The organism is Cytobacillus sp. QJM3NY_8, assembly GCF_056173585.1.
This window is the reverse complement of record NZ_CM149681.1, coordinates 4,692,849-4,716,684: the sequence shown is the minus strand read 5'-3', so window position 1 is coordinate 4,716,684 and position 23,836 is coordinate 4,692,849. Positions and strand designations below refer to the sequence as shown.

General features: G+C 42.9%; 25 protein-coding genes, 1 tRNA gene, 1 other RNA gene and 1 riboswitch. Of the genes, 23 read left to right on the top strand and 4 right to left on the bottom strand.

Features of this window, described 5'->3' with window-relative positions; genetic code table 11:
- The first annotated feature begins 5 nt into the window (after window positions 1–5).
- Complete coding sequence (locus tag AC0VZ9_RS24210) at window positions 6–263, top strand: HPr family phosphocarrier protein (RefSeq protein WP_009331822.1); 258 nt, start codon at window positions 6–8, stop codon at window positions 261–263.
- A 43-nt stretch (window positions 264–306) separates the two neighbouring features.
- Here AC0VZ9_RS24210 and clpP read toward each other — a convergent pair whose 3' ends face one another.
- The gene (clpP, locus tag AC0VZ9_RS24205) at window positions 307–912 is read right to left on the bottom strand and encodes an ATP-dependent Clp endopeptidase proteolytic subunit ClpP (RefSeq protein ID WP_009331821.1); all 606 of its coding nucleotides are present in this window, start codon (window positions 910–912) and stop codon (window positions 307–309) included.
- A 305-nt stretch (window positions 913–1,217) separates the two neighbouring features.
- Here clpP and AC0VZ9_RS24200 point away from each other — a divergent pair.
- From AC0VZ9_RS24200 to eno, 9 genes are all read left to right on the top strand, one after another.
- A tRNA-Arg gene (locus AC0VZ9_RS24200) sits at window positions 1,218–1,289 on the top strand.
- A gap of 359 nt (window positions 1,290–1,648) precedes the next feature.
- Window positions 1,649–2,980 (top strand): RNA polymerase factor sigma-54, encoded by a 1,332-nt coding sequence (gene rpoN, locus AC0VZ9_RS24195; protein ID WP_475396803.1) that lies wholly within the window; start codon window positions 1,649–1,651, stop codon window positions 2,978–2,980.
- Window positions 2,981–2,997: 17 nt separating this feature from the next.
- Window positions 2,998–3,246 (top strand): glutaredoxin family protein, encoded by a 249-nt coding sequence (locus AC0VZ9_RS24190; protein ID WP_083390465.1) that lies wholly within the window; start codon window positions 2,998–3,000, stop codon window positions 3,244–3,246.
- Window positions 3,247–3,381: 135 nt separating this feature from the next.
- Window positions 3,382–4,404: a sugar-binding transcriptional regulator gene (locus AC0VZ9_RS24185; protein ID WP_009331818.1), complete on the top strand. Its 1,023-nt coding sequence runs from the start codon at window positions 3,382–3,384 to the stop codon at window positions 4,402–4,404.
- A 45-nt stretch (window positions 4,405–4,449) separates the two neighbouring features.
- Window positions 4,450–5,457, top strand: coding sequence for a type I glyceraldehyde-3-phosphate dehydrogenase (gene gap, locus AC0VZ9_RS24180; RefSeq protein WP_009331817.1), 1,008 nt, complete (start codon window positions 4,450–4,452; stop codon window positions 5,455–5,457).
- A 463-nt stretch (window positions 5,458–5,920) separates the two neighbouring features.
- Entirely contained in the window at window positions 5,921–7,105 is a 1,185-nt protein-coding gene (locus AC0VZ9_RS24175) for a phosphoglycerate kinase (RefSeq protein WP_009331816.1), read from the top strand.
- Window positions 7,106–7,167: 62 nt separating this feature from the next.
- Entirely contained in the window at window positions 7,168–7,929 is a 762-nt protein-coding gene (gene tpiA / locus AC0VZ9_RS24170) for a triose-phosphate isomerase (protein ID WP_019383298.1), read from the top strand.
- A complete protein-coding gene (gpmI, locus tag AC0VZ9_RS24165) occupies window positions 7,922–9,457 on the top strand; it encodes a 2,3-bisphosphoglycerate-independent phosphoglycerate mutase (protein WP_009331814.1) in 1,536 nt (511 codons plus the stop codon). Before tpiA ends, gpmI begins: the two co-directional genes overlap by 8 nt.
- 31 nt (window positions 9,458–9,488) lie before the next feature.
- Complete coding sequence (eno, locus tag AC0VZ9_RS24160; protein ID WP_019383296.1) at window positions 9,489–10,784, top strand: phosphopyruvate hydratase; 1,296 nt, start codon at window positions 9,489–9,491, stop codon at window positions 10,782–10,784.
- Window positions 10,785–10,908: 124 nt separating this feature from the next.
- Here eno and AC0VZ9_RS24155 read toward each other — a convergent pair whose 3' ends face one another.
- Both AC0VZ9_RS24155 and AC0VZ9_RS24150 read right to left on the bottom strand, forming a co-directional pair.
- Entirely contained in the window at window positions 10,909–11,370 is a 462-nt protein-coding gene (locus AC0VZ9_RS24155) for a hypothetical protein (RefSeq protein WP_475396802.1), read from the bottom strand.
- A gap of 161 nt (window positions 11,371–11,531) precedes the next feature.
- Entirely contained in the window at window positions 11,532–11,726 is a 195-nt protein-coding gene (locus AC0VZ9_RS24150) for a nuclease-related domain-containing protein (protein WP_475397523.1), read from the bottom strand.
- Window positions 11,727–12,048: 322 nt separating this feature from the next.
- On the opposite strand from AC0VZ9_RS24150, the gene secG reads away from it, so the two are divergent.
- The 10 genes from secG (at window position 12,049) to AC0VZ9_RS24100 (ending at window position 20,251) form a co-directional block, all read left to right on the top strand.
- Window positions 12,049–12,282 carry a preprotein translocase subunit SecG gene (gene secG / locus AC0VZ9_RS24145; RefSeq protein WP_009331810.1) on the top strand — a complete coding sequence of 78 codons (234 nt, stop codon included), beginning with the start codon at window positions 12,049–12,051 and terminating at the stop codon, window positions 12,280–12,282.
- Between the two features lie 210 nt (window positions 12,283–12,492).
- Window positions 12,493–13,239 carry an alpha/beta hydrolase gene (locus AC0VZ9_RS24140; protein ID WP_192907866.1) on the top strand — a complete coding sequence of 249 codons (747 nt, stop codon included), beginning with the start codon at window positions 12,493–12,495 and terminating at the stop codon, window positions 13,237–13,239.
- Window positions 13,240–13,275: 36 nt separating this feature from the next.
- The gene (gene rnr / locus AC0VZ9_RS24135; RefSeq protein ID WP_475396801.1) at window positions 13,276–15,600 is read left to right on the top strand and encodes a ribonuclease R; all 2,325 of its coding nucleotides are present in this window, start codon (window positions 13,276–13,278) and stop codon (window positions 15,598–15,600) included.
- Window positions 15,601–15,754: 154 nt separating this feature from the next.
- Window positions 15,755–16,222, top strand: a complete 468-nt coding sequence (gene smpB, locus AC0VZ9_RS24130) for an SsrA-binding protein SmpB (protein WP_009331807.1) — start codon at window positions 15,755–15,757, stop codon at window positions 16,220–16,222.
- A gap of 143 nt (window positions 16,223–16,365) precedes the next feature.
- Window positions 16,366–16,725, top strand: a transfer-messenger RNA (tmRNA) gene (gene ssrA, locus AC0VZ9_RS24125).
- A gap of 549 nt (window positions 16,726–17,274) precedes the next feature.
- Window positions 17,275–17,619: an MOSC N-terminal beta barrel domain-containing protein gene (locus AC0VZ9_RS24120; RefSeq protein WP_475396800.1), complete on the top strand. Its 345-nt coding sequence runs from the start codon at window positions 17,275–17,277 to the stop codon at window positions 17,617–17,619.
- A complete protein-coding gene (locus tag AC0VZ9_RS24115; RefSeq protein WP_475396799.1) occupies window positions 17,588–17,977 on the top strand; it encodes an MOSC domain-containing protein in 390 nt (129 codons plus the stop codon). Before AC0VZ9_RS24120 ends, AC0VZ9_RS24115 begins: the two co-directional genes overlap by 32 nt.
- 209 nt (window positions 17,978–18,186) lie before the next feature.
- Window positions 18,187–18,247, top strand: a riboswitch (Fluoride riboswitch).
- Between the two features lie 61 nt (window positions 18,248–18,308).
- Window positions 18,309–18,686: a fluoride efflux transporter FluC gene (locus tag AC0VZ9_RS24110; protein WP_251266876.1), complete on the top strand. Its 378-nt coding sequence runs from the start codon at window positions 18,309–18,311 to the stop codon at window positions 18,684–18,686.
- Complete coding sequence (gene crcB / locus AC0VZ9_RS24105) at window positions 18,683–19,051, top strand: fluoride efflux transporter CrcB (RefSeq protein WP_251266877.1); 369 nt, start codon at window positions 18,683–18,685, stop codon at window positions 19,049–19,051. Before AC0VZ9_RS24110 ends, crcB begins: the two co-directional genes overlap by 4 nt.
- Before the next feature lie 99 nt (window positions 19,052–19,150).
- Window positions 19,151–20,251 (top strand): mechanosensitive ion channel family protein, encoded by a 1,101-nt coding sequence (locus AC0VZ9_RS24100; RefSeq protein WP_251266878.1) that lies wholly within the window; start codon window positions 19,151–19,153, stop codon window positions 20,249–20,251.
- Between the two features lie 35 nt (window positions 20,252–20,286).
- Here the strand turns inward: AC0VZ9_RS24100 and AC0VZ9_RS24095 are convergent, their stop codons facing one another.
- Window positions 20,287–20,826 carry a flavodoxin family protein gene (locus AC0VZ9_RS24095; RefSeq protein ID WP_251156270.1) on the bottom strand — a complete coding sequence of 180 codons (540 nt, stop codon included), beginning with the start codon at window positions 20,824–20,826 and terminating at the stop codon, window positions 20,287–20,289.
- A 179-nt stretch (window positions 20,827–21,005) separates the two neighbouring features.
- Between AC0VZ9_RS24095 and AC0VZ9_RS24090 the strand changes: the two genes are divergently transcribed.
- The 3 genes from AC0VZ9_RS24090 to AC0VZ9_RS24080 all read left to right on the top strand — a co-directional run bounded on the left by AC0VZ9_RS24090 (window position 21,006) and on the right by AC0VZ9_RS24080 (window position 23,756).
- Complete coding sequence (locus AC0VZ9_RS24090; protein WP_009331801.1) at window positions 21,006–22,382, top strand: alkaline phosphatase; 1,377 nt, start codon at window positions 21,006–21,008, stop codon at window positions 22,380–22,382.
- 66 nt (window positions 22,383–22,448) lie between these two features.
- Entirely contained in the window at window positions 22,449–23,084 is a 636-nt protein-coding gene (locus AC0VZ9_RS24085) for a DUF4352 domain-containing protein (protein ID WP_251156272.1), read from the top strand.
- 222 nt (window positions 23,085–23,306) lie between these two features.
- Window positions 23,307–23,756 (top strand): MarR family winged helix-turn-helix transcriptional regulator, encoded by a 450-nt coding sequence (locus tag AC0VZ9_RS24080; RefSeq protein WP_009331792.1) that lies wholly within the window; start codon window positions 23,307–23,309, stop codon window positions 23,754–23,756.
- Window positions 23,757–23,836: the final 80 nt, after the last annotated feature.

The window sequence follows — 23,836 nt, the reverse complement described above, 5'->3', positions numbered from 1 at the left end:
ATACAATGGCGGAAAAACAGGTTGAAGTTAAGCTGAAAACAGGATTACAGGCACGTCCGGCGGCATTGTTCGTACAGGAGGCCAATCGGTTCTCATCCGATATTTTTCTGGAGAAGGACGGAAAGAAGGTAAATGCCAAAAGCATAATGGGGCTGATGAGTCTGGCAGTAAGCTCAGGATCGGTCATTACCCTCAAGGCTGAAGGGAACGACGAAAACGAAGCTCTTGAGGCACTTGCGAACTATATTCAAAAGGAAAACTAAAACAACTCGCATCGGGAAGATGCGAGTTGTTTTTTTATGCTTATTATTTATCTTTCTTCTCATCCAAAGAGTTTCTGGTAATGATTTGGTCAACCAAACCGTATTCAAGAGCTCTTTCAGCTGTCATAAAGTTATCGCGGTCAGTGTCTCTCGCAATGACTTCAAGCGGCTGTCCAGTGCGCTCTGAAAGAATTGTGTTTAATTTTTCGCGAAGGAAAAGAATGCGCTTTGCAGCGATTTCAATTTCAGTCGCCTGTCCCTGAGCTCCGCCTAGCGGCTGATGAATCATGACTTCACTGTTTGGAAGGGCAAAACGCTTGCCTTTCTCACCAGCAGCAAGAAGGAACGCACCCATGGATGCTGCCATACCGATACAGATCGTTTGTACCTTTGGCTTGATAAATTGCATCGTATCATAAATAGCCATACCAGCTGTAATGCTACCGCCCGGGCTATTAATGTAAATGGAAATGTCTTTTTCAGGATTTTCTGCTTCAAGGAATAAAAGCTGGGCAACAATTGAGTTTGCCACATTGTCATCGATTGCGCTTCCCAGCATAATGATGCGGTCTTTTAAAAGGCGGGAGTAAATATCATAAGCGCGCTCCCCGCGGTTTGTTTGTTCAATAACTGTAGGGATTAAGTTCATTTTCCAATTCCTCCTTCAAGATAAGGTCAACACACAAGATGAACAAGCATGTTCTTCCAAGTAAAGAAAATTTTTTAACTCCTATGTATTATCATGATACACTGATGGTCAATTAAGGTCAAACAAATCGCATAGAATTTGTGCTTGATTCGTTCGACACTTTTTTCTGTGCTGTGCTATCTCATTCCATGATACCCATTGTTCCAATTTTTAAACTAAAAGGAGGCTTGCAAAGTGAATAAACTTATCATATAATTAGTTATCGTAGCGGCTGAGCGCTTGGTCAGCCACCTGTTAAAATATCTGCCCTCGTGGTGCAACGGATAGCACGTGAGATTCCGGTTCTTAAGATGTGGGTTCGATTCCTGCCGAGGGCGCTGCCAAAACTCCTTGTCTGATATGGACAGGGAGTTTTTACTTTTTACGCTATCCGCAAATAAATCCAGCCTATGCGCACACAAAAAAATTTATCCGCAAGTAAATTGGCCCTATACGCAAATAAAATTCCTCTATCCGCACATAAATCTAAAAAACTTCCTAAACTTAAGCCTGAATTTCAAAAAAATCCTTAAAATCCACAGTTTTCACCATAAAAAATGAATATTCTTCCCTCTTCCATGCATATTGTGAAGTATTCAGAAAGATGGTAAAGTGCCCGTGCGATTGGCATTTGCCAAGATATTTCCATACAACATTTACCTGGAATATTGTAAAATGGGGACAGGGGGAATGTACGATGAATTTGAAAGCTGGGTTATGGCAGCAGCAGACAATGAAATTAACAATGACACAGGAGCTGACGCAGGCGATTGCCCTTCTGCAATACAGCACACAGGAGCTTTCTGCTTTTTTGGAAAGCAAGGCGCTTGAAAATCCCCTTTTAAAAGTAGAGTCCGGTCAAGTCCAGACGATGGATCCCCGTTATGACCGTGTCAAACCGACGAGAATAAAAGTCGAAAAAGATAAAATAAATTGGATTGAGCAGATTGGCTGCGGAAAGACGATGAAGCTGGATGAATATTTGAAGTCGCAGCTTCATTTGAAATTAAACAAGGACGAACAAAAAGTAATTGAGCATCTTATTGAGAGCCTTGATGAAAACGGTTACTTGCGAGCGGATTTGCAGACAGCTGCCAAGGCGCTCCAGATGCCTCTTGAAAATATGGAACAGATGCTTGAAGAATTGCAGGAACTCGAGCCTGCTGGTGTTGGCGCGAGGAATCTCCAGGAGTGCCTTTCCCTGCAGATTAAGAGATTGCCAGAGAGAAATGAACTCGCTGAAATTATTTTAGCTGAATACTTTACCTTTTTTGCGGAGAAGAAATGGAAAGAGATTTCCAAGCAGCTTGGTGTGGGGCTAAAAGAGATTCAGGAGGTATTCGACCTTGTGCAGACCTTGAATCCTAGGCCGGCTTCATCCTTCCAAAGCGAGAAATCGGCATATATAACACCGGACGTGATAATTAAGTGGGATGGAAGCTCCTTTTCTGTAAGTGTTTTTGATGAAGTGCTTCCTAAAATCAGTTTTAATGAAGGTTATTATAAAAAGTTTGCGGCCTCTGGAGACCGGAATGTCAGCCGCTTCCTTCAGGAAAAGCAGCAGGATTATCAATGGATCATGAGGAGCATAGAGCAGAGAAAAGAGACTCTTGCGAATGTGACCCTTAAAATCGTTGAAAAACAGCAGGACTTCTTTATAAAAGGACCTTCACATCTGAAGCCGATGACCATGAAGGAAATATCAGATGAACTCGATATTCATGAATCAACTGTCAGCCGTGCTGTCCGGGAAAAATATGCGCAAACGCCATATGGGACCTATGAGCTGAGGTCGTTTTTCTCAAGCACGATTAAAACAACATCCGATGAAAATACGTCTTCACAGCAGGTCAAGACGATAATTGGTAAAATGATAGAAAAGGAAAATAAGCAAAAGCCTTTATCCGACCAGGAGCTTGTGAAGCTGCTGAAGGAAGAAGAGGGGATGGTTGTCAGCAGAAGGACGATAGCAAAATATCGGGATCAGCTGGGCATCCCATCATCATCTAAACGGAAAAGGTATGACTGATAAAGGAGATTTGCTGATTGAAACAGCCAGAGGTCGTGTTTTATACACGCAGCAGATGCCCGCTGTGTGATAAAGCCAAGGATGTAATAATGGAATTAAAGAAAGAGTACGAATTTATTTTAATTGAGAAAGACATTGATGGTAGCGATGAACTGACAGAGAAGTATGGGCTCATGATCCCGGTTGTTGAAATTGATGGGTATAAAGTGCAGTTCGGGCATATTGATGCCATTACGGTAAGTGAAGCGCTTACAGAAAAAAACTGAGTTTTATCAGTTGATTTCACTACTCACTCTTGCTATTATTGAAGAGAAGCAAGGGTGATTTTTTTTGTGGTAAGTGGGACATAATATGTCTATGCGGGACAAAAAATGACCACATATGATTAAGGAGCTATCCGGATGTACTCACTAATTGATATTCAAAAAAGATTATTGCCTGATATGCTTGCGGTTATGCAGAAGCGCTATGGGATCCTTCATTACATAGGGCTGATGGAGCCGGTTGGAAGAAGGAGCCTTGCAGTAAGTTTGGGCCTGACGGAAAGAGTGCTGAGAAGTGAGGTTGAATTTTTAAAAGACCAGAATCTGATCCGCATTTCAAGTACGGGGATGAGCCTTTCTGCCGATGGCAGGGATTTGCTTGAAGCTCTTGAAGGAATAATGAGGGATATATCGGGTATAGCCGTAATGGAGCAGGAATTATCCCGAAAACTTGGCATTCGCCAGGCGATCATTGTTTCGGGCAACAGCGATGAATCTCCATGGGTAAAGCAGGAGCTTGGCAGGGCAACAGCGATGTGTATGAAATCAAGGCTCAAAGGCAAAAATATCATCGCAGTTACCGGCGGATCCACAATGGCAGCCGTAGCGGAGATGCTAACCCCTGATCTTGCTGAACGGGATTGGCTGTTTGTGCCGGCACGGGGCGGAATTGGGGAAGATGTTAAAAATCAGGCTAACACCATTTGTGCAAAAATGGCTGATCATACAGATTCCAGACACCGCGTCCTTTATGTACCGGACCAGGTGAGCAGGGAGATGTATGAAAGCATTATTAAGGAACCCAATATTAAAGAAGTAATCACCCAGATCAAATCTGCTAGCATGGTTTTACACGGGATTGGGGACGCTATTACAATGGCGGAACGCCGCAAAACCAGTGAAGAAGATTTTGTTAAAATCAAGCATGCCCAAGCAGTAGGAGAATCCTTTGGTTATTACTTCAATGAAGGCGGCGAGGTTGTACATAAGGTTCAGACCATCGGCCTTCAGCTGGATGACCTATCCCATATTGAACATGTCATTGCAGTGGCAGGCGGCTCTTCAAAGGCAAAAGCCATTGCTGCATACATGAAACGGGCACCATCCTCTACCATTTTAGTGACAGATGAAGGTGCAGCAAAACAGTTGTTAAAAGGGTAATCCCTTTTCAAATATTAAATCTACCTTTCTAAGGAGGAAATAATCATGGCAGTTAAAGTTGGTATTAACGGATTTGGAAGAATCGGGCGTGTTGTTTTCCGTGCAGCTCTTAAAAACCCTAACGTAGAGGTTGTAGCAGTAAATGACCTTACAGATGCAAACATGCTTGCACACCTTTTAAAATATGATTCCGTACACGGAACATTAAATGAAGAAGTAACAGTTGATGGCGATTACCTTGTTGTTGGCGGCCATAAAGTAAAAGTACTTGCTGAGCGCGATCCTGCTCAATTAGGATGGGGAGACCTTGGCGTAGAAGTAGTAGTAGAATCTACTGGCCGTTTCACAAAGCGTGCTGACGCTGCGAAACACCTTGAAGCTGGTGCGAAGAAAGTAATCATTTCAGCTCCTGCAAGTGACGAAGATATCACAGTGGTTATGGGTGTTAACCATGATAAATATGACCCTGCAAACCACCATGTAATCTCTAACGCATCTTGTACAACAAACTGCTTGGCTCCATTTGCAAAAGTATTGAACGACAGCTTCGGAATCAAGCGCGGTATGATGACAACTGTTCACTCATACACAAATGACCAGCAAATCCTTGACTTGCCGCACAAAGACTACCGCCGTGCCCGTGCAGCAGCAGAAAATATCATTCCAACAACTACTGGCGCTGCAAAAGCAGTATCTCTAGTATTGCCTGAACTTAAAGGCAAATTGAACGGTGGAGCTATGCGTGTTCCAACTCCAAACGTTTCTCTTGTTGACCTTGTTGCTGAGCTTGACAAAGATGTAACAGCAGAAGAAGTAAACAGCGCTCTTAAAGCAGCTGCTGAAGGCGAACTTAAAGGCATTCTTGCATACAGCGAAGAGCCATTAGTATCTGGCGACTACAACGGAAACCCAGCTTCTTCTACAATCGATGCACTGTCTACAATGGTTATGGAAGGCAGCATGGTAAAAGTTATCTCTTGGTATGACAACGAGTCTGGTTATTCTAACCGTGTAGTTGACCTTGTTGACTACATCGCTCAAAAAGGACTTTAAAAAAGAAAACTTCCATCAGAGGGGAATTAGTTCTTCTCCTTTGATGGTTAATTGAAGTTACCGGGCATAACGGGAAGTTACTCCTCGTTTTACTCCAGGGGGCTACTGCCCGTTAATCGCGGCAATTGAGAAATCTTTACGAGAAAAAAATTCGTTTTGCGAAGCATTCTCAAGGTGAATTTTTTCTCTAAAAAAATACCTCATCTTGTTGGATATTAAAATCTCTAACGTCTATAATGGATAAGGGTAAAAGGGGAGCAGGGAAACAATCCCTCTCCCTTTTGTTTTAAAGCAAAAAGTAAAAATAATTGACTAGGTTGGTGTCTAGCTCCAGCGCCTGGGGTCTCGAGTCATAAGCCAATCGCTTCTGAAGGCAAAGCACGCCTTCTGCCAGCGCTCGTCTTATACTTGTCGCCCCTGGGCAAGGCGCTTCCGCTTTTCCTGGTAAGGAGGTCCTTTTGCTGTGAACAAAAAAAGCGTAAAAGATGTGGAGTTAAAAGGCAAACGAGTTTTTTGCCGCGTTGATTTCAACGTACCTATGAAGGATGGACAGGTTACAGATGAAACTCGTATCCGTGCAGCTCTTCCAACTATTGAGTATTTGACTAACCAGGGTGCTAAAGTAATCTTAGCAAGCCATTTGGGCCGTCCGAAGGGTTCAGTTGTTGAAGAATTGCGTTTAACACCAGTAGCAAAGCGTTTGTCAGAGCTTCTTGGCAAAGAAGTGAAGAAGGCCGATGAAGCATATGGCGATTCTGTAAAAGCAATGGTTGACACGCTAAGTGAAGGAGATGTTCTTCTTCTTGAAAACGTGCGTTTCTATCCTGGAGAGGAAAAGAATGATTCTGAACTTGCAAAGGCATTTGCTGAGCTTGCTGACGTGTATGTGAACGATGCCTTTGGAGCAGCACACCGTGCACATGCCTCAACGGAAGGAATTGCGCATCATCTTCCTGCAGTATCAGGACTATTAATGGAAAAAGAACTGGATGTACTTGGAAAAGCTCTTTCAAATCCTGAGCGTCCATTTACAGCCATTATCGGCGGCGCAAAGGTTAAAGATAAGATCGGTGTAATAGAAAACCTTCTTGAAAAGGTAGATAACCTGATCATTGGCGGCGGACTGGCCTATACATTTGTAAAGGCACAGGGCCATGAAGTAGGGAAATCCCTATTGGAAGAAGATAAGATTGAACTTGCAAAGTCCTTTATGGAAAAAGCGAAAGAAAAAGGCGTGAACTTCTACATGCCTGTTGATGTCGTGGTAGCAGACGATTTTTCCGAGGAAGCCAATATTAAGACAGTAGCAATTGAAGAAATTCCTTCTGATTGGGAAGCACTTGATATCGGACCTAAAACGCGCGAAATCTACAGTGATGTAATCCAGAATTCCAAGCTGGTCATCTGGAATGGGCCAATGGGTGTGTTCGAATTGAAAAAATTCGCCGGCGGAACAAGAGCAGTGGCTGAGGCTTTAGCAGAAGCGAACGATACATATTCAGTCATTGGCGGCGGAGATTCTGCAGCTGCAGTTGAGAAATTCCATCTTGCTGACCGCATGAGCCATATCTCAACAGGCGGCGGCGCTTCCCTTGAGTTTATGGAAGGAAAGGCTCTGCCTGGCGTAGTGGCTTTAAACGATAAATAATTTAACCAGGGCTGTTTAGCCCTGTCTTTTGACAATAATAAAAGCATGAAAGGACGTGCAACATGCGTAAACCAATTATCGCAGGAAACTGGAAAATGCATAAAACACTTCCGGAAGCGAAAGTATTTCTTGAAGAAATCAATGGCTTAGTACCGGGGAAAGAGCAGGTAGAAACAGTTGTATGTGCCCCTGCACTATTCCTGGAACGCCTTGTGGATAGCGCAAAGGGTTATGATGTTGAAATCGGCGCGCAAAACATGCACTTTGAAGAAAGTGGTGCTTTTACAGGCGAAATCAGCCCTGTGGCACTTGAAGACCTTGGGGTAAAATATGTAATCCTTGGTCATTCCGAGCGCCGGGAAATGTTTAATGAAACAGACGAGGCCGTTAACAAAAAAACTCTGGCTGCTTTTAAATACAATTTAACTCCTATCGTTTGTGTCGGTGAATCGCTTGAACAGCGTGAAAAGGGCGAAACAATGGATCTTGTAGGCTCTCAGGTGGAAAAGGCTCTTAATGGTCTAACTGAAGATCAGGTAAAGCAGACTGTTATTGCGTATGAGCCAATCTGGGCAATCGGAACTGGCAAGTCTTCAACATCGGCAGATGCGAATGAGGTATGTGCACATATCCGCTCTGTAGTTGCGAAGCAATTTTCCCAAGTTGCAGCAGATGCAGTCCGCATTCAGTACGGCGGAAGCGTAAAGCCTGCAAATATTAAAGAATATATGAGCCAGCCTGATATTGATGGAGCTCTTGTAGGCGGCGCAAGCCTTGAGCCGCAATCATTCCTTCAATTATTGGAGGCAGGCAAGAATGAGTAAATCTCCAGTTGCATTAATCATCTTAGATGGCTTCGCATTGCGTGGAGAGCGGATGGGAAATGCCGTTGCCCAGGCAAAGAAGCCAAACTTCGAACGCTACTGGAATACCTACCCTAACGCAACTCTGACAGCCAGCGGCGAAGCAGTAGGTCTTCCGGAAGGGCAGATGGGAAACTCTGAAGTAGGCCACTTAAACATTGGTGCAGGCCGGATTGTTTATCAGAGCTTAACAAGAGTAAACGTGGCCATTCGTGAAGGACATTTTGAGAAAAACGAAACGTTCCGTTCTGCGATTGACCATGTCAAAAAGAATGGCACGGATCTTCATTTGATGGGACTTCTTTCAGATGGAGGCGTTCACAGCCATATTCAGCACTTATTCGCACTGCTTCGCATGGCTGCTGAAGAAGGCGTGAAGAATGTCTATGTTCATGGGTTCCTGGATGGACGTGATGTTGGCCCGCAAACAGCAGCAGGCTACATTAAAGAAACGCAGGAAAAAATGAAGGAATACGGAGTCGGCGAATTTGCGACGATTTCTGGACGCTATTATTCCATGGACCGCGACAAACGCTGGGAGCGAGTTGAAAAGTCATACCGTTCCATGGTGTATGGCGATGGCCCATCATACAGCGATCCCCTGGATTTAGTTGAAGATAACTATAAGAATGGTATCTTTGATGAGTTCGTCATTCCATCTGTCATAACAGCAGAAGATGGTAAACCGGTTGCAACAATTAAGAAAAATGATGCAGTCATTTTCTATAACTTCCGTCCGGATCGGGCAATCCAGATTTCGAACACTTTTACAAATAAAGACTTCCGTTCATTTGATAGAGGGCCAGGACATCCTGAGAACTTGTTCTTCGTTTGTTTAACCCACTTCAGTGAAACAGTTGACGGATATGTAGCGTTCAAACCGACCAACCTTGATAACACCCTTGGTGAAGTTCTGGCGCAAAATGGAAAAACACAGCTCCGCATTGCGGAAACAGAAAAGTACCCTCATGTGACGTTCTTTATGAGCGGCGGACGTGAAGAGAAATTCCCTGGCGAAGAGCGGATCCTGATCGATTCACCGAAAGTAGCTACCTATGACCTTAAGCCTGAAATGAGCGCTTATGAAGTAACGGACGCGTTGCTGAAGGAAATAGAGGCTGATAATTTCGATGCGATCATCCTGAACTTTGCTAACCCGGACATGGTGGGGCACTCAGGCATGCTTGAGCCAACGATCAAGGCGGTTGAAACAGTTGACGAATGCCTTGGCAAAATTGTTGATTTGATTATTTCTAAAGGCGGAAAAGCGATTATCACAGCTGACCATGGCAACGCTGATGAAGTTGTTACCTTGGAAGGCAGCCCAATGACCGCTCATACAACAAACCCAGTTCCAGTCATCGTTACACAGGATGGTGCAGAGCTCCGTACAGACGGAATTTTAGGAGACCTTGCTCCAACTGTCCTGGACCTGCTTGGATTGGAAAAACCTGAAGAAATGACAGGAACCTCTTTATTGAAAAAATAAAAGATTATTTATAAAAAAGGAGAGAATTACTATGCCATTTATCGAACAAGTATATGCTCGTGAAGTATTAGATTCCCGCGGTAACCCAACAGTTGAAGTTGAAGTTTTAACAGAATCAGGATTTTTTGGCCGTGCCATCGTTCCTTCTGGAGCGTCCACTGGTGAGCACGAAGCAGTAGAACTTCGTGACGGCGACAAGTCCCGTTACCTTGGAAAAGGCGTTCAAAAAGCAGTAGACAACGTAAACAACCTAATTGCTGACGCTGTTATTGGTCTAGATGTAACTGACCAGGTTGGCATCGACCGCACGATGATCGCATTAGATGGAACTGAAAACAAAGGCAAGCTTGGCGCGAATGCGATCCTTGGCGTATCCATGGCTTGTGCACATGCTGCTGCCGAGTCTGTAGGACTTCCGTTATACCGTTACCTTGGAGGCTTCAATGCGAAGCAGCTTCCAACACCAATGATGAACATCATCAACGGCGGATCTCACGCTGACAACAACGTGGACTTCCAGGAATTCATGATCATGCCTGTAGGAGCTCCTACTTTTAAAGAAGCAATCCGTATGGGTGCTGAAGTTTTCCATTCATTGAAAAAAGTTTTATCTGGCAAAGGCCTGAACACAGCTGTAGGTGATGAAGGCGGATTCGCTCCAAACCTTGGCTCTAACCGTGAAGCTCTTGAAGTCATCATTGAAGCTATCACAAATGCTGGCTACGAAGCAGGCAAAGACATCTACCTTGCAATGGATGTTGCTTCTTCTGAGTTCTTCAACAAAGAAACTGGCAAATACGATCTTGCAGGCGAAGGCCGTACTGGCTTAACTTCAGAAGACATGGTTAACTTCTACGAAGAGCTTGTAAACGAGTTCCCAATCATCTCAATTGAAGATGGTCTTGACGAAAACGACTGGGAAGGACACAAGCTATTAACTGATCGCATCGGCGGAAAAGTTCAGCTTGTTGGTGACGACTTATTCGTTACAAACACGAAGAAGCTTGCTCAAGGAATCGAGCAGGGCGTAGGCAACTCAATCCTGATCAAAGTAAACCAAATCGGTACTTTAACGGAAACATTCGAAGCAATCGAAATGGCGAAGCGTGCCGGCTACACAGCAGTTGTATCTCACCGTTCTGGTGAAACAGAAGATGCTACAATCGCTGACATCGCTGTTGCAACAAACGCTGGCCAAATCAAAACTGGTTCAATGTCACGTACAGACCGTATTGCTAAATACAACCAGCTTCTTCGCATCGAAGACGAGCTTGGCGATTTAGCTGTATATGATGGATTAAAATCCTTCTATAACTTGAGCAAGTAATCTTGCTTGTGCAGCCGTCCCGCGTGGGGCGGCTGTTTTTTTGATGTTGGCCGGTAAATAGGACAGTTTGGCCGGCATTTTCCCGGTTTTGGCCGGTAAAAATCAAATATTGGCCGGTAAATATTCATTTTCGGCCGGTAAAATGGAGTCTCTCAAAAAAATCGGCAGATAATTGATAGGTTCGGTCTTTATATGAACTGGAAAAGGGAAGTTTCAGCGCAGTAAGCAGCTTTTTGGCAATATTTGAGGAAGATAAATGGGTGAATTCCCGAAATTGCTGATTCGTAATGGAGGAACTAATCGAAAGAAGGTAATCATGGAGGGTTCTAATATGTGCTTCCTTATCAGCAGTATGGCAATTACTGTATTTCCAGGTGCCCAGCATCCTTTTCATTGAAAATCTGCTGCATTCAGGACATTGAATGCCGGTAATAATCTCTTTTATATCAATGTCATAGTATTTTAGGACATTGTAATTCGCAGGGATATTCTTTTTTGTAATAGCTCTGCTTAACTTTCTGATCTCTCTGTCTGTTAATGTCTCTGCCGGATAGTTCTCCTTTAGTTTATCTATCCTTTCTCTCAAATGGCTCGCATGCAGCACCTTTTCTATGGCCAATTTGTGATAAGAGGAAGTCTTGATAACAGTAGAAGGATTACTGATTACAACAAGATATTCAATGGGTGAGTGAATCTTATGACCAGCCAGCCATTTTCCAAGTTCCTTTTGCTGCCTTTTAGCTTGTATTAAAGGATCGAGAAAACCTCTTTCCTTTCCTTTTCTTGCTTGCTCTGAATCAGCTGGTTAAATGCGGGGTCAAAATAAATAGTGCCGGAGATGTTCTTAATTTCGAGGATAAGAAGGAAGTTTGGGCATAGGAGAAGCATATCGATTTGAAAGAAGTCTCCGTTGCCATTGGAAAGCCGAGTATCTTTAACGATTATGAACTCAGGTTAATCTTTTAAAAAGTAATCCACAGCCTCTTCTCCGCGAATACCTGCTTTTCGCTTCGTTAATCACTTTCGATGAGACCCCTTTTTGGCTGTGATAGCGGGAGTCTACTCAGGCATTAATGCTTAGAATAAAATTTGATATTTTCCTCTCTTTTATGATCAACGGCATCATTCCTTTCACAATATAAATTCTCTCAGCTGCTATAAAAGTCCTTCCAACTAACAGGTCCTGCCAAAATCTTATTGTTTATGCAATAAAAATGTGATAAATTAAGAATAATGTGATTGTACGTTTTCAGGAGGTGGCTTCATGCATACATTATTGATTACCCTTTTAGTCATAGTTTCGATTGGCCTAATTGTAGTTGTACTCCTTCAGTCTGGTAAAAGCGCAGGTCTTTCCGGTGCCATTTCAGGGGGAGCTGAGCAGCTTTTTGGAAAGCAAAAAGCACGCGGGATTGATCTGATTCTTCACCGCATCACGATCGTTCTTTCTGTTTTATTCTTTATCCTTACTGTTTTAGTTTCTTATTTCGCGATATAAATGAATGCAGCGCCTGGCCTTCAGAAGGTCAGGCTTTTATTTTTGGCTCTGTACATTTGCCTATTTTGGCTAACGTTCACATTTTTTACATAAGAAAGCTTTTTTATTGGCATGTTGCCCCGCTGTTTGCTAAAAATAAGGAATGCAGATTTAATCACACGTTTGATTAATAAAAATATAGGAATTATAAAGGTAAAAGGAGTTTTATCAATGAGAGTTGTGGCGCCAAAACCGTTTACATTTGGAAATGGAAAAAGAGCAGTCCTGCTGCTGCATGGTTTTACCGGAAATACAGCAGATGTAAGAATGATGGCAAGATTTCTTGAAACGAAGGGATACACCTGCCATGCCCCGCAGTATAAGGGACATGGAGTTCCGCCAGAAGAGCTGGTTCATACAGGCCCGGAAGACTGGTGGAAAGATGTGGTGGAAGGGTATGAATTTCTAAAAAACAAGGGACATAAAGAAATTGCAGTGGCCGGACTTTCCCTTGGCGGCGTATTTTCCCTTAAATTGGGTTACACTGTACCTGTAAAGGGTATTGTTCCGATGTGCGCACCTATGTACATAAAAAGCGAAGAAGTCATGTATGAAGGAATTCTGAGCTACGCGAGAGAATATAAGAGACTTGAAGGTAAGCCGGAAGAACAAATTGAACAGGAAATGGAAGAGTTCCAAAAAAAACCGATGAATACATTAAAGGCACTCCAGGAGCTGATCGCGGATGTGCGAAATCATGTGGATATGATTTACTCCCCAACATTTGTTGTACAGGCACGACATGACCATATGATCAACACGGACAGTGCTAATATCATTTTTAATGAAGTGGAGAATGACTTAAAGCAGCTGAAGTGGTACGAAGAATCCGGGCACGTGATTACTCTCGATAAAGAGCGTGATCAGCTGCACGAAGATGTGTATGGGTTTTTAGAAAAGCTTGATTGGGAAGAATAATACCAGAAGAAAAACTCCCCAAGGAGGGATGAAGATATGGAAAATAGTATACAACAACTGATCGACAAGCTGCTTCATTATATGAAAGATGAAGCGTATAAGCCATTGACGGTTCAGGAGCTTGAAGCTGGGTTTGGAATAGAGGATTCCACAGGCTTCAAAGATTTCGTCAAGGCACTTGTTGTCATGGAGGAAAAAGGGCTTGTCGTCAGGACGAGAAGCAATCGCTACGGCTTGCCGGAAAAAATGAATCTTATCCGCGGCAAGCTTTCCGGCCATGCAAAGGGATTTGCCTTTGTCATTCCGGAAGAGCAGGGAATGGATGATATTTTTATCCCGCCCAATGAAACGAATAATGCTTTAAATGGCGATATCGTTCTTGCGCGTGTGACGACTGAGAGTTCAGGGCAGAGGCGGGAAGGTACAATTGTCCGCATCTTAGAGCGCGGTGTGACACAAATTGTCGGAACTTATACGGAAAGTAAGCATTTTGGATTTGTTATCCCGGATGATAAAAAGTTTGCCAGTGATATTTTTATCCCCAAAGCAGCATCAAAAGGCGCTGTTGAAGGGCACAAGGTCGTTGTAAAACTGACCACTTATCCAGAAGGCAGAAAGAGTGCAGAAGGAGAAGTTATTGACATTCTCGGGCATAAAAATGACCCGGGTGTGGATATTCTATCTGTTATTCACAAGCATGGCCTTCCGCTTGAGTTTCCGGATGAGGTGCTTAAGCAAGCTGAAGAAACGCCGGATACGATTGATCCAAGTGAATTGGAAAACCGCCGGGATCTTAGGAACGAAGTCATCGTTACCATTGACGGTGCTGATGCGAAAGACCTTGATGACGCAGTAATGGTCCAAAAGCTTGAAAACGGACATTACAGACTTGGTGTCCATATTGCAGATGTAACGTATTATGTACGCGAAGATTCACCAATCGACCGGGAGGCTGAAGAGCGGGCAACCTCCGTGTATTTAGTGGACCGGGTGATTCCGATGATTCCGCATCGCTTATCAAACGGTATCTGTTCTTTGAATCCGAAAGTGGACCGTCTTACCCTTTCTTGTGAGATGGAAATCACACCGGATGGGGAAGTGGTGAATCACGAGATTTTCCAGAGTGTGATCAAAACAACGGAACGGATGACTTATTCAGATGTGAATAAGATTTTGGAAGAGCAGGACGAAGAACTTATCAACAGGTACCAGCCGCTTGTGCCGATGTTCGAGCTGATGAAGGAGCTTTCTCTGATCTTGCGTAATAAGAGAATGCATCGCGGAGCCATCGACTTTGATTTTAAAGAAGCGAAAGTCATTGTGGATGAAGAGGGCAATCCGACAGAGGTGGCATTGCGCGAACGCTCGATTGCGGAGCGCCTAATTGAAGAGTTTATGCTCGCAGCCAATGAAACCGTTGCTGAGCACTTCCATTGGATGGATGTACCTTTCATTTACCGTATCCATGAAGATCCGAAGGAAGATAAGCTGAGAAGATTTTTCGAGTTCATCACGAACTTTGGCTATATTGTAAAAGGAACAGCCAATTCCGTTCACCCGCGTGCTCTTCAGGAAATCATTGAAGAGGTTCAGGGAAAGCCGGAAGAAATGGTTGTATCCACAGTGATGCTCCGCTCCATGCAGCAGGCGAAATATTATGAAGAGAGCCTGGGCCATTTCGGGTTATCAACAGAGTTTTACACACACTTCACATCACCGATTCGCCGTTACCCGGACTTAATTGTCCACAGACTAATCCGCACCTATTTAATTGAAGGCAAGCTGGATCAGGCGACAAGGGAAAAGTGGAATGTACAGCTCCCGGATATTGCTGAGCATTCTTCCAATATGGAGCGCCGTGCAGTGGAAGCGGAACGCGAAACAGATGAGCTTAAGAAAGCGGAATATATGGCTGATAAAATTGGCGAAGAATATGATGGGATCATCAGTTCCGTTACGAATTTTGGAATGTTTGTCGAGCTTCCAAACACGATTGAAGGCCTTATTCATGTCAGCTATATGACGGACGATTATTACCGCTATGACGAGCGCCAGATGGCGATGATTGGCGAGCGTACGGGCAATGTGTTCCGCATAGGCGACGAGATCACTGTTCGTGTCGTCAATGTAAATAAAGACGAACGCTCGATTGATTTTGAAATCGTCGGCATGAAGGGAACCCGCAGACGGGAACCACGTGAAGCTCCAAAGGTGTTCAAGACAGGCAGCACCGAGAAAAAGCCGCGCAGAAGTAAGACTGACCAGGGAAATGGAAACAGTTCAGGCGGCCCGAGAAAGAAAAAAGAGAAAAAGCATTACGAAAATGCGCCAAAAGCAAAGCGGAAGAAAAAGAAGAGGTAAAGAAAATTGGGAGGGCCGAAAAGGCTCTCTCTTTCCCTTCACAGCAGGGCTACTCGTTGAGAGGGGCACGCAATTTTGCTATAATAGAGAGACCGCTATAGAACGGATGCTGCATTTCCTGATTTCAGGAAAGAGGAGCAAAGGGGGATTCAACATGCCAAAAGGAACTGGCAAAATGGTTGCGCAAAATAAAAAGGCCTATCATGACTATGCTATAGAAGAAACATATGAAGCAGGCATTGTTCTGCAGGGGACGGAAATTAAATCGATCCGTGCGGGCAAGGTGAATCTGAAGGACTCATATGCCAGAATTCAAAACAATGAAATCTATCTTTTCGGCATGCATGTCAGTCCTTATGAGCAGGGAAACCGCTACAATCACGATCCGCTAAGGACAAGAAAGCTTCTTTTGCATAGAAAAGAAATCAGCAAGCTGATTGGCGAGTCAAAGGAAGTCGGCTATTCGATCGTTCCATTAAAAATGTATCTTAAAAATGGTTATGCAAAAGTTTTAATTGGCCTGGCAAGGGGGAAAAAGAAATATGACAAGCGTGAGGATCTGAAGAAGAAAGAAGCCAAGCGTGAAGTAGAGCGTGCTTTCCGTGAAAGGCAGAAAATGTAAACCCAGAACCTTACAATTGAAAAATTAGTTCAGTGTGCTATAATAGTAATTGTCACAGCGAGTGACACAATCTTTAGCTCATCTATTCGAGCTTATCCGAACGTCAGCGTGCTGAATAAGATTCGACGCAGACCTATTATAATGGGGACGCTACGGATTCGACAGGGATAGTTCGAGCTTAGGTTGCGAGTCGAGGGGATCGGCCTCGTTAAAACGTCAAAGCCAATAACTGGCAAAACTCAAAACAACTTCGCTTTAGCTGCCTAATAGGCCTTTAGCGGTTCGCCCCTCCATAGCCCATGTGGTAGGGTAGCGGACTCACTCTTAGTGGGCTACGCCGGATTCCACCGCCTGAGGATGAAGGAAGAGAACAACCAGGCTAGCTGGCCGGACGCCCGTCGATAGGCATAAGGATCAGCGAATTGCGAATATATCGACTACACTCGTAGAAGCTTAAGTGCCGATATTTCTGGACGAGGGTTCGACTCCCTCCGTCTCCACCAAATACATATTTGGTGGTTTTTTATTTGTTGTAACTTAAACTATATGATTCTTTAAAGTGTTTTTGACAATGTTATGCTTTAAATGCATTGAATAAAGTTAAGTGTAACTCTATCTTTCGAAACAAAGAGAAGTGCTAATGCATTTCGAGAAGTCACTTTAATGATTGGGGACATTGCAATATGGTGTCCTCTTCCAATCGTAAAAATTTGAAGTTACATTCTTAAAGCCCACAGTAATATTCCGCAGACAAAATCACTGGCTGTTGTGTTTGTATAAATATTTCAACACGCTTTTTAACCCCGCATCAATTACCTGATACTGTTTTTTCCTTACTTACCTAACGGTGTTTTTCTTCAATAAGATTGGTCTTGCCTTCTTATCTCACTTTTTAATAAATATAAATAAGTTACGGTTCCCGGTGATCCAAAAAGGGTTAACGCTCTTTTTTGTCGAACTTGCTATTGATCAAGTTTAAAGGGATACGAAGTAAAATGAAGGAGAGTTAATCTTACGAACTGCAGGTTTAGGCCAAATACGGGGGATAGACTTTGAATCAAAAGAATGAACGTATTGGAAGAGTCCAAGAAATCAATAGGTTTCCAGTGAAATCAGTTTTGGGGGAGTCTTTATCCTCTGCCCCAGTTGATAGTCGAGGTATACTCGGAGACCGTTTATGGGCAATTAAAAATGAGGATGGAAAATTTGGCAGTGGAAAGACTACACTGCGCTTTCAGCAGATGGAAGGCTTGTTTAACTTTAAAGCAAAATATGAGCGGGACACCCCCCTTATCACTATGCCCGATGGAACAGAATATCGAGGTGATCAGGAAAGGGTAAACAAGGCACTAAGTGAGCTGTACATTGGCAAAGGAAGAGTCAATATCACATTTTGATGAAGGGCCCATAAGTATCATCACAACCTCTGCGTTAAAAATGTTAAGTAAGGATTTAGGGGAAATAGCAGACTCTCGCCGATTTCGGGCAAACCTAGTAATCGAAACAGAAGCAACAGGGTATCTTGAGGATGAATGGGTGGATCGGCTAATTCAAGTAGGAGAAAGTGTTACCCTGAAAATTATTGCCCCGCTTCAAAGGTGTATTATGGTAAACAATCCTCAAGAGGAACTAAAGCAGGATGCTCGTATATTGAAAACCTTGGCAACTAACCATGCTGCAATGTTTGGGGTTTGGGCAAAAGTTGAACGATGTGGTGAGATAAGAGTTGGGGATGAGGCAATGTTACTTGAATAAAATGTGCTGAGTATTTGTTCTGCGAGAATAGTAATTCAATACTTTTGCTACAAGAAATTTAACAGGAGGACATATAAATTGACCGAAACCAATATGAGGTGGATGACGAGACCAGGATTTTCGCCTTGATAGTGATGATGTTGTTAAAGAAGATTTTTTAAAGGTCTTTTAATCCCTGTTCATATGTTTTATAGTGTTAATGAAGATAACAAGTAATAGGTGATGGAGTTCACCTTTAACCGCCTTTAGGCTAATGACTCCTGTCAGTTGTGAGGTAGCTGGCAGGAGTCTTTTTATATTGGACAAACTAAGAAAAAAGGGAGGGATAGGGATGGTTTATTTATTAGTTGGGGCTGCAGGATTTCTTGGAGCCTCTTTGAGGTACTCCATTGGTATTTTCCTCTTTCATGAGAGTGCGGTTTTTCCATTTGCTACTTTGATGGTTAATTTGCTGGGAAGTTTTCTTCTCGCTTGGCTTATGACGGGTCTGCTTGTGCGTTTTTCCTTGCCAGCCCATTTAAAAACAGCTCTGGGAACTGGTTTTGTTGGCTCCTTTACGACTTTTTCAACCTTAAGTGTTGAAACGGTAACACTCTTTCTCGATGGAAAGACAGCACTGGCAGTTTTGTATGTTGCAGCCAGCATTTTTGGCGGATTATGGATGAGCCTACTAGGATTCCGAGTCACGAAAGGAGAAGAAGCAGAATGAGTATGTTTCATTTTCTGATGGTGGGGATGGGCGGTTTCTTTGGAGCGATATGCCGGCTGTGGGTCAGTCAGGTTATAAATAAAAGGATTGTGTCGAGGTTCCCTGCAGCTACGCTTGTTATTAACTTAAGTGGTTCCCTTCTTCTTGGAATCATGGTGGGCTCAGGAATAGAAGGCAGTCTTTTTATGCTGATCGGCACTGGTTTTATGGGAGCTTTCACTACTTTTTCTACATTTAAGCTGGAAGCAATACAGCTCCATTTGGATAAAAGGAAAAAGGAGCTCATCCTTTATAATGTATTGAGCTATGGCGGCGGAATATTCCTGGCTTTGCTGGGGATTGAACTGGGCAAGCTCTTCGGATGAAGAAAGGTTTTTCCAATGCGTTTTTTAGGGAATTTCGTATGATAACCTGTCTTATAGAATTATGTTATGATAACAAATAGCATCAAGGAGGTTATTCATATGTTCTGGGAAACTTACATGAATGAAGATATATTGGTGGATCTGGGAATATCAATTGGGATTTTCCTGCTGTTTCTCCTTTTCCGGAAGCTTTTCACCAAATATGTATTTACACTATTATTAAGGCTTAGCAGAAAAGCGCCAAATGACTTTTTCTCACATATTTTTGTTTCATTTCAAAAGCCGATTCAGTGGTTATTTATCATTATAGGAATCTATGTTTCTGTCGGTTATTTTCCTCACTTAAACCAGCATAATTCCTTGTTTTTAGATATTATTAGAGCGTCTGTTATCATTATGATTACCTGGGGCTTGTACAATATGGCAGCTGCATCATCTGCCCTTTTTACCAGTTTAAAGGTTAGGTATAATCTGGAAATTGATGATATTCTCATTCCATTTATATCAAAGTCCTTGAGAGTTGTTATTGTGGCAATCAGTATCAGCGTGGTTGCCCAGGAATTTGATTATGATGTTAATGGCTTTGTTGCTGGACTTGGATTAGGCGGAGTCGCCATTGCTTTTGCTGCCAAGGATGTACTGGGCAATTTGTTTGGCGGATTTGTCATCATTACTGAAAAGCCGTTCACGATTGGCGATTGGATTATGACGCCAAGTGTGGAGGGAACAGTTGAAGATATTTCTTTTCGAAGCACCAGGGTAAGGACATTTGCCCAGGCGCTGGTCACAGTTCCAAATGCTACTTTAGCCAATGAATCGATTACAAACTGGAGCAAGATGGGGAAAAGGCAAATCAGCTTCAGATTGCGCGTTACTCATGATACAACGAAAGATCAAATGGCGAATGTGGTAGGGCAGATCGAGTATCTGTTAAAAAATCATCCCGATATACACCCGGAAACCATTCTTGTGACCTTTGACGACTACAAAGAAAATGGACTCGATATCTTCCTTTATTTCTTTACCAAAACGACAAATTGGGGAGAATTCCTGAAAATTAAGGAAGAAATTAATTTTGAGATCATGGACATTCTTGAAAATGAGCGTGTTTATGTAGCTATGCCAAGCAGGAAATTATATTTAGACCCTGATGGGGAAAATCAGCTGAATAAAGATTCCAGGGTAAGACAGGAATCGTGATATGAAAAAAAAGGCGGACCGGTGAGTCCGCCTTTTTATTTTGAAAACAATGTATTCCACTGTTCGGCCTTGGCTAAAGCAAGAGTGTCCTCTTTAACTTCTCCCGGCTTTACTCCGCTTCCAATGATATAGTCAGCAAACTCCATGCCTACAAACTCGAAGATATATTGAAATTGCTGAACAAGGGGAAGTCCTTTTACTTTCGCGCTGCTGCCGCCTGTAATAACAACGTAAGCTTTCTTCTTTGCCAGCTCTTCTTTCAGGTTAAAGCGTTCATCCCTTAGATACTGTGACCAGCGATCAAAGAAATCCTTCATCGGACCGCTCATCCCATACCAATACAGAGGCGTGGCAAATAGAAAAACATCATGTGACAGCATATGCTGAATTAATTGCTCATAATCGTCTTTTACCGGTGAAAAACCGCCTGCTGCATGCCTCTTATCAATAATCGGTTCAATATGCATTTCAGACAGCTGAACAAGGGTATGTTCAGTGCCTTCTACTATTTTTTTTGCCATGAATTCGGAGTTGCCATTTTCTCTTGTGCTTCCCAGCAGGGCCAAAACTTTCATAAAAAATCGCTCCTTCAACACTTTCATTTGTTAATGGATTTTACACAAAAAATTCCAAGAAAGCAAAGACCAGGTCTTTACATAAGTGCCCTCTAATCTTTACATTCTATTAATCTTCCATTTACACACTGTCACTATACTTTTAATTGTGGTTAAAAACAACAGGGAGGATTACTAGAATGAGATTAAAGAAATTGACAAAAAAAGCAATTCCGGTTCTTGCTGCTTCTGCAGTTGCGTTTGGAGGACTGATGGGTACAGTTCAGCATACAGAAGCAAAAGGGAACGAAGATAATAGAAAAATTAAGAATGTAATTTTCCTTATCGGTGATGGAATGGGAGTATCTTATACATCTGCATACCGTTATATGAAAGACGACCCAAGCACAAAATTTGTTGAGCGTTCCGAGCTGGATAAATATTTGGTCGGCCAGCAAATGACTTACCCGGAAGATCCGGAACAAAATGTAACAGACTCCGCATCTGCAGCAACAGCAATGTCTGCAGGCATTAAAACTTATAACAATGCGATTGCCGTAGATAACGATGGATCAGAAGTGAAAACCGTTTTGGAAGCTGCAAAAGAGAAAGGAAAAGCAACAGGACTTGTGGCAACCTCTGAAATTACGCATGCGACTCCTGCATCATTCGGCTCCCATGACGAAAGCCGCAAGAATATGAATGCCATTGCGGATGATTACTATGATGACCTTATCAATGGCGATCATAAGGTAGATGTACTTCTTGGCGGAGGCACAGATTTATTTGTCCGCAATGACAGAAATCTTACAGAAGAGTTTAAGAAGGATGGATTCAGCTATGTAACAGACCGCGACCAGTTATTTGCGGATGACAATGAGCAGGTTCTTGGTTTATTTGCAGAGCGCGGCTTGCCAAAAATGATTGACCGCACAGAAGATACTCCTTCATTGGAAGAAATGACGAGTTCTGCAATCCAGCGTCTGAACAAGGATAAAGACGGTTTCTTCCTGATGGTAGAGGGCAGCCAGGTAGACTGGGCTGGCCATGATAATGATATAGTTGGGGCAATGAGCGAAATGGAAGACTTCGAAAAGGCATTCAAAGCAGCTATTGATTTTGCAAAAAAGGACAAGCATACCCTTGTTGTTGCAACTGCTGACCACTCAACTGGGGGCTATTCCATCGGTTCTGACGGCATCTATAATTGGTTCAGCGAGCCAATTAAAGCAGCAAAGCGTACACCTGACTTTATGGCAGCGGAAATTGTAAAAGGTGCAGATGCAGAAAAAACTTTGAACCAATATATCGACCTTGATCTAACTGGTGAAGAGATCCAATCTGTTAAAGATGCTGCCGAAACGAAGAATGTAACAGATATTGATAACGCGATTGAGGAAATCTTTAATGAGCGATCACATACTGGCTGGACAACTGGCGGCCATACTGGTGAAGACGTGCCAGTATATGCATTTGGCCCTTCAAGCGACCGCTTTGCAGGGCAAATCGAAAATACAGACCATGCTAAATTGATTTTTGAAATATTGAAGTCCAATGTAAAAGTTGAAGATAAATAATGTATCATCTCCCGCTGCTTTCAAGGAGCAGCGGGAACTTTTTACACCAATGGAAGGGGGATCATCATGAAAAAACTGATAACAATGATTGCTCTCTTATCGTTTGTTTTATTTGGATGCTCAAACGCGCCGGAACAGCCTTCTGATGTCAGTGCTGAAGCTCCGGAAAAAAGTGAAACTGTGAAAAATTATGCACCAAACCCTCAGGTTCCGGATGATCGGCAGTTGGAAAAAGCAGGACAGACTCACCTGGACGAAAAAGGTGAACTTACTTTGAAAAAAACAAAAAACGTTAATGGTATTCATAGTATCGGCCCCATTGAAATGAAAGTGACAGATGCAAAAGTAATGCATTTGAAGCCAGACTACAGCTTAGTGGATTATTTTCATACCCTGACGCATGACGAGGAATTTGATTTTGTTAAAGTCTTTGTTGAAATAAAGAACACTTCAGATCAAAAAGTGAACTTTGCCCCGGCAGCCATCCTTGAAACAAGTAAAGGTGAGCAAATCACCTGGGAAAAGGATATTTACCTTGATGGGCTAACAGAAGAAATTGGGCCAAACGAAACCAAAGCTGGCAATGTTGGCTTTATTATAGAAGAATCGGATTTGACACATTTCGAAATCACCACCAGCGATGTGTTTAGTGCTGATGGGAAGAAGATTCAAGATGCGGAAAAGATTCAAATCGAATTTTAACGGACAAGGCTCCAGAGATGGGGTCTTTTTTGCTGGAAATTATATTTGCTGATCAGGGTCCTGGGTACAGTGCAGGAAATAAAAAAGGAAAACGTTATTTTATTCCTTTTGATGAAGTTTAATTGACAACCATCTTCCCCTGTATTAAAGTTAACTACGTTAATAGTTAAACAGTTGAACAGTTAAACGATAGAATAATTACTTTGTGAGGTGAATATATAAGTGAATGTGCCAAATATTAAGGATTTGGTCGACCGGTATATTGCCGTTTCTTTTTCCGTTGAGAAAAAGGCTGCGTCACTTGTGAAAAATCAAATAGGCAGCGATCTGACCAATGACCAGCATTTTACACTGAGGTACATAAATCAGGTGGGATCTTGTACTTCGTCAGAGCTTGCAGAAGTGTTTGACGTGAAAAAGAGCGCGATTACGGCGATGATCACGCGCATGTGGGAAAAAGGGCTGATTCAGCGAACACGAGATGAAAATGATCGCAGGGTTGTCTATCTGACTCTTACCGAAAAAGGGAATGAGTTGTACGTCAAAGCAGAAGAAAAGATTCATAACCTTGTAGAATCGCTGATAAACAGATTTGATCAGGCCGAAATCCAGCAGTTCATTGAAACCTTTGAAAAATTGGATAAAGTACTATCGCAGTCTAACGGGCAGTAAGGCTCCCGTTCTAGACTCAGGAGCAATCGAAGGAGTATGAGCGGGAGTCAAACTGCCCGTATAGGCCCGATTGGTTCAAC

Coding starts and splice junctions, on each gene's coding strand:
- AC0VZ9_RS24210 (WP_009331822.1), top strand. CDS start 6: ATGGCGGAAAAACAGGTTGAAGTTAAGCTGAAAACAGGATTACAGGCA.
- clpP (WP_009331821.1), bottom strand. CDS start 912: ATGAACTTAATCCCTACAGTTATTGAACAAACAAACCGCGGGGAGCGC.
- rpoN (WP_475396803.1), top strand. CDS start 1,649: ATGAATTTGAAAGCTGGGTTATGGCAGCAGCAGACAATGAAATTAACA.
- AC0VZ9_RS24185 (WP_009331818.1), top strand. CDS start 3,382: ATGTACTCACTAATTGATATTCAAAAAAGATTATTGCCTGATATGCTT.
- gap (WP_009331817.1), top strand. CDS start 4,450: ATGGCAGTTAAAGTTGGTATTAACGGATTTGGAAGAATCGGGCGTGTT.
- tpiA (WP_019383298.1), top strand. CDS start 7,168: ATGCGTAAACCAATTATCGCAGGAAACTGGAAAATGCATAAAACACTT.
- gpmI (WP_009331814.1), top strand. CDS start 7,922: ATGAGTAAATCTCCAGTTGCATTAATCATCTTAGATGGCTTCGCATTG.
- eno (WP_019383296.1), top strand. CDS start 9,489: ATGCCATTTATCGAACAAGTATATGCTCGTGAAGTATTAGATTCCCGC.
- secG (WP_009331810.1), top strand. CDS start 12,049: ATGCATACATTATTGATTACCCTTTTAGTCATAGTTTCGATTGGCCTA.
- AC0VZ9_RS24140 (WP_192907866.1), top strand. CDS start 12,493: ATGAGAGTTGTGGCGCCAAAACCGTTTACATTTGGAAATGGAAAAAGA.
- rnr (WP_475396801.1), top strand. CDS start 13,276: ATGGAAAATAGTATACAACAACTGATCGACAAGCTGCTTCATTATATG.
- smpB (WP_009331807.1), top strand. CDS start 15,755: ATGCCAAAAGGAACTGGCAAAATGGTTGCGCAAAATAAAAAGGCCTAT.
- AC0VZ9_RS24110 (WP_251266876.1), top strand. CDS start 18,309: ATGGTTTATTTATTAGTTGGGGCTGCAGGATTTCTTGGAGCCTCTTTG.
- crcB (WP_251266877.1), top strand. CDS start 18,683: ATGAGTATGTTTCATTTTCTGATGGTGGGGATGGGCGGTTTCTTTGGA.
- AC0VZ9_RS24100 (WP_251266878.1), top strand. CDS start 19,151: ATGTTCTGGGAAACTTACATGAATGAAGATATATTGGTGGATCTGGGA.
- AC0VZ9_RS24095 (WP_251156270.1), bottom strand. CDS start 20,826: ATGAAAGTTTTGGCCCTGCTGGGAAGCACAAGAGAAAATGGCAACTCC.
- AC0VZ9_RS24090 (WP_009331801.1), top strand. CDS start 21,006: ATGAGATTAAAGAAATTGACAAAAAAAGCAATTCCGGTTCTTGCTGCT.
- AC0VZ9_RS24085 (WP_251156272.1), top strand. CDS start 22,449: ATGAAAAAACTGATAACAATGATTGCTCTCTTATCGTTTGTTTTATTT.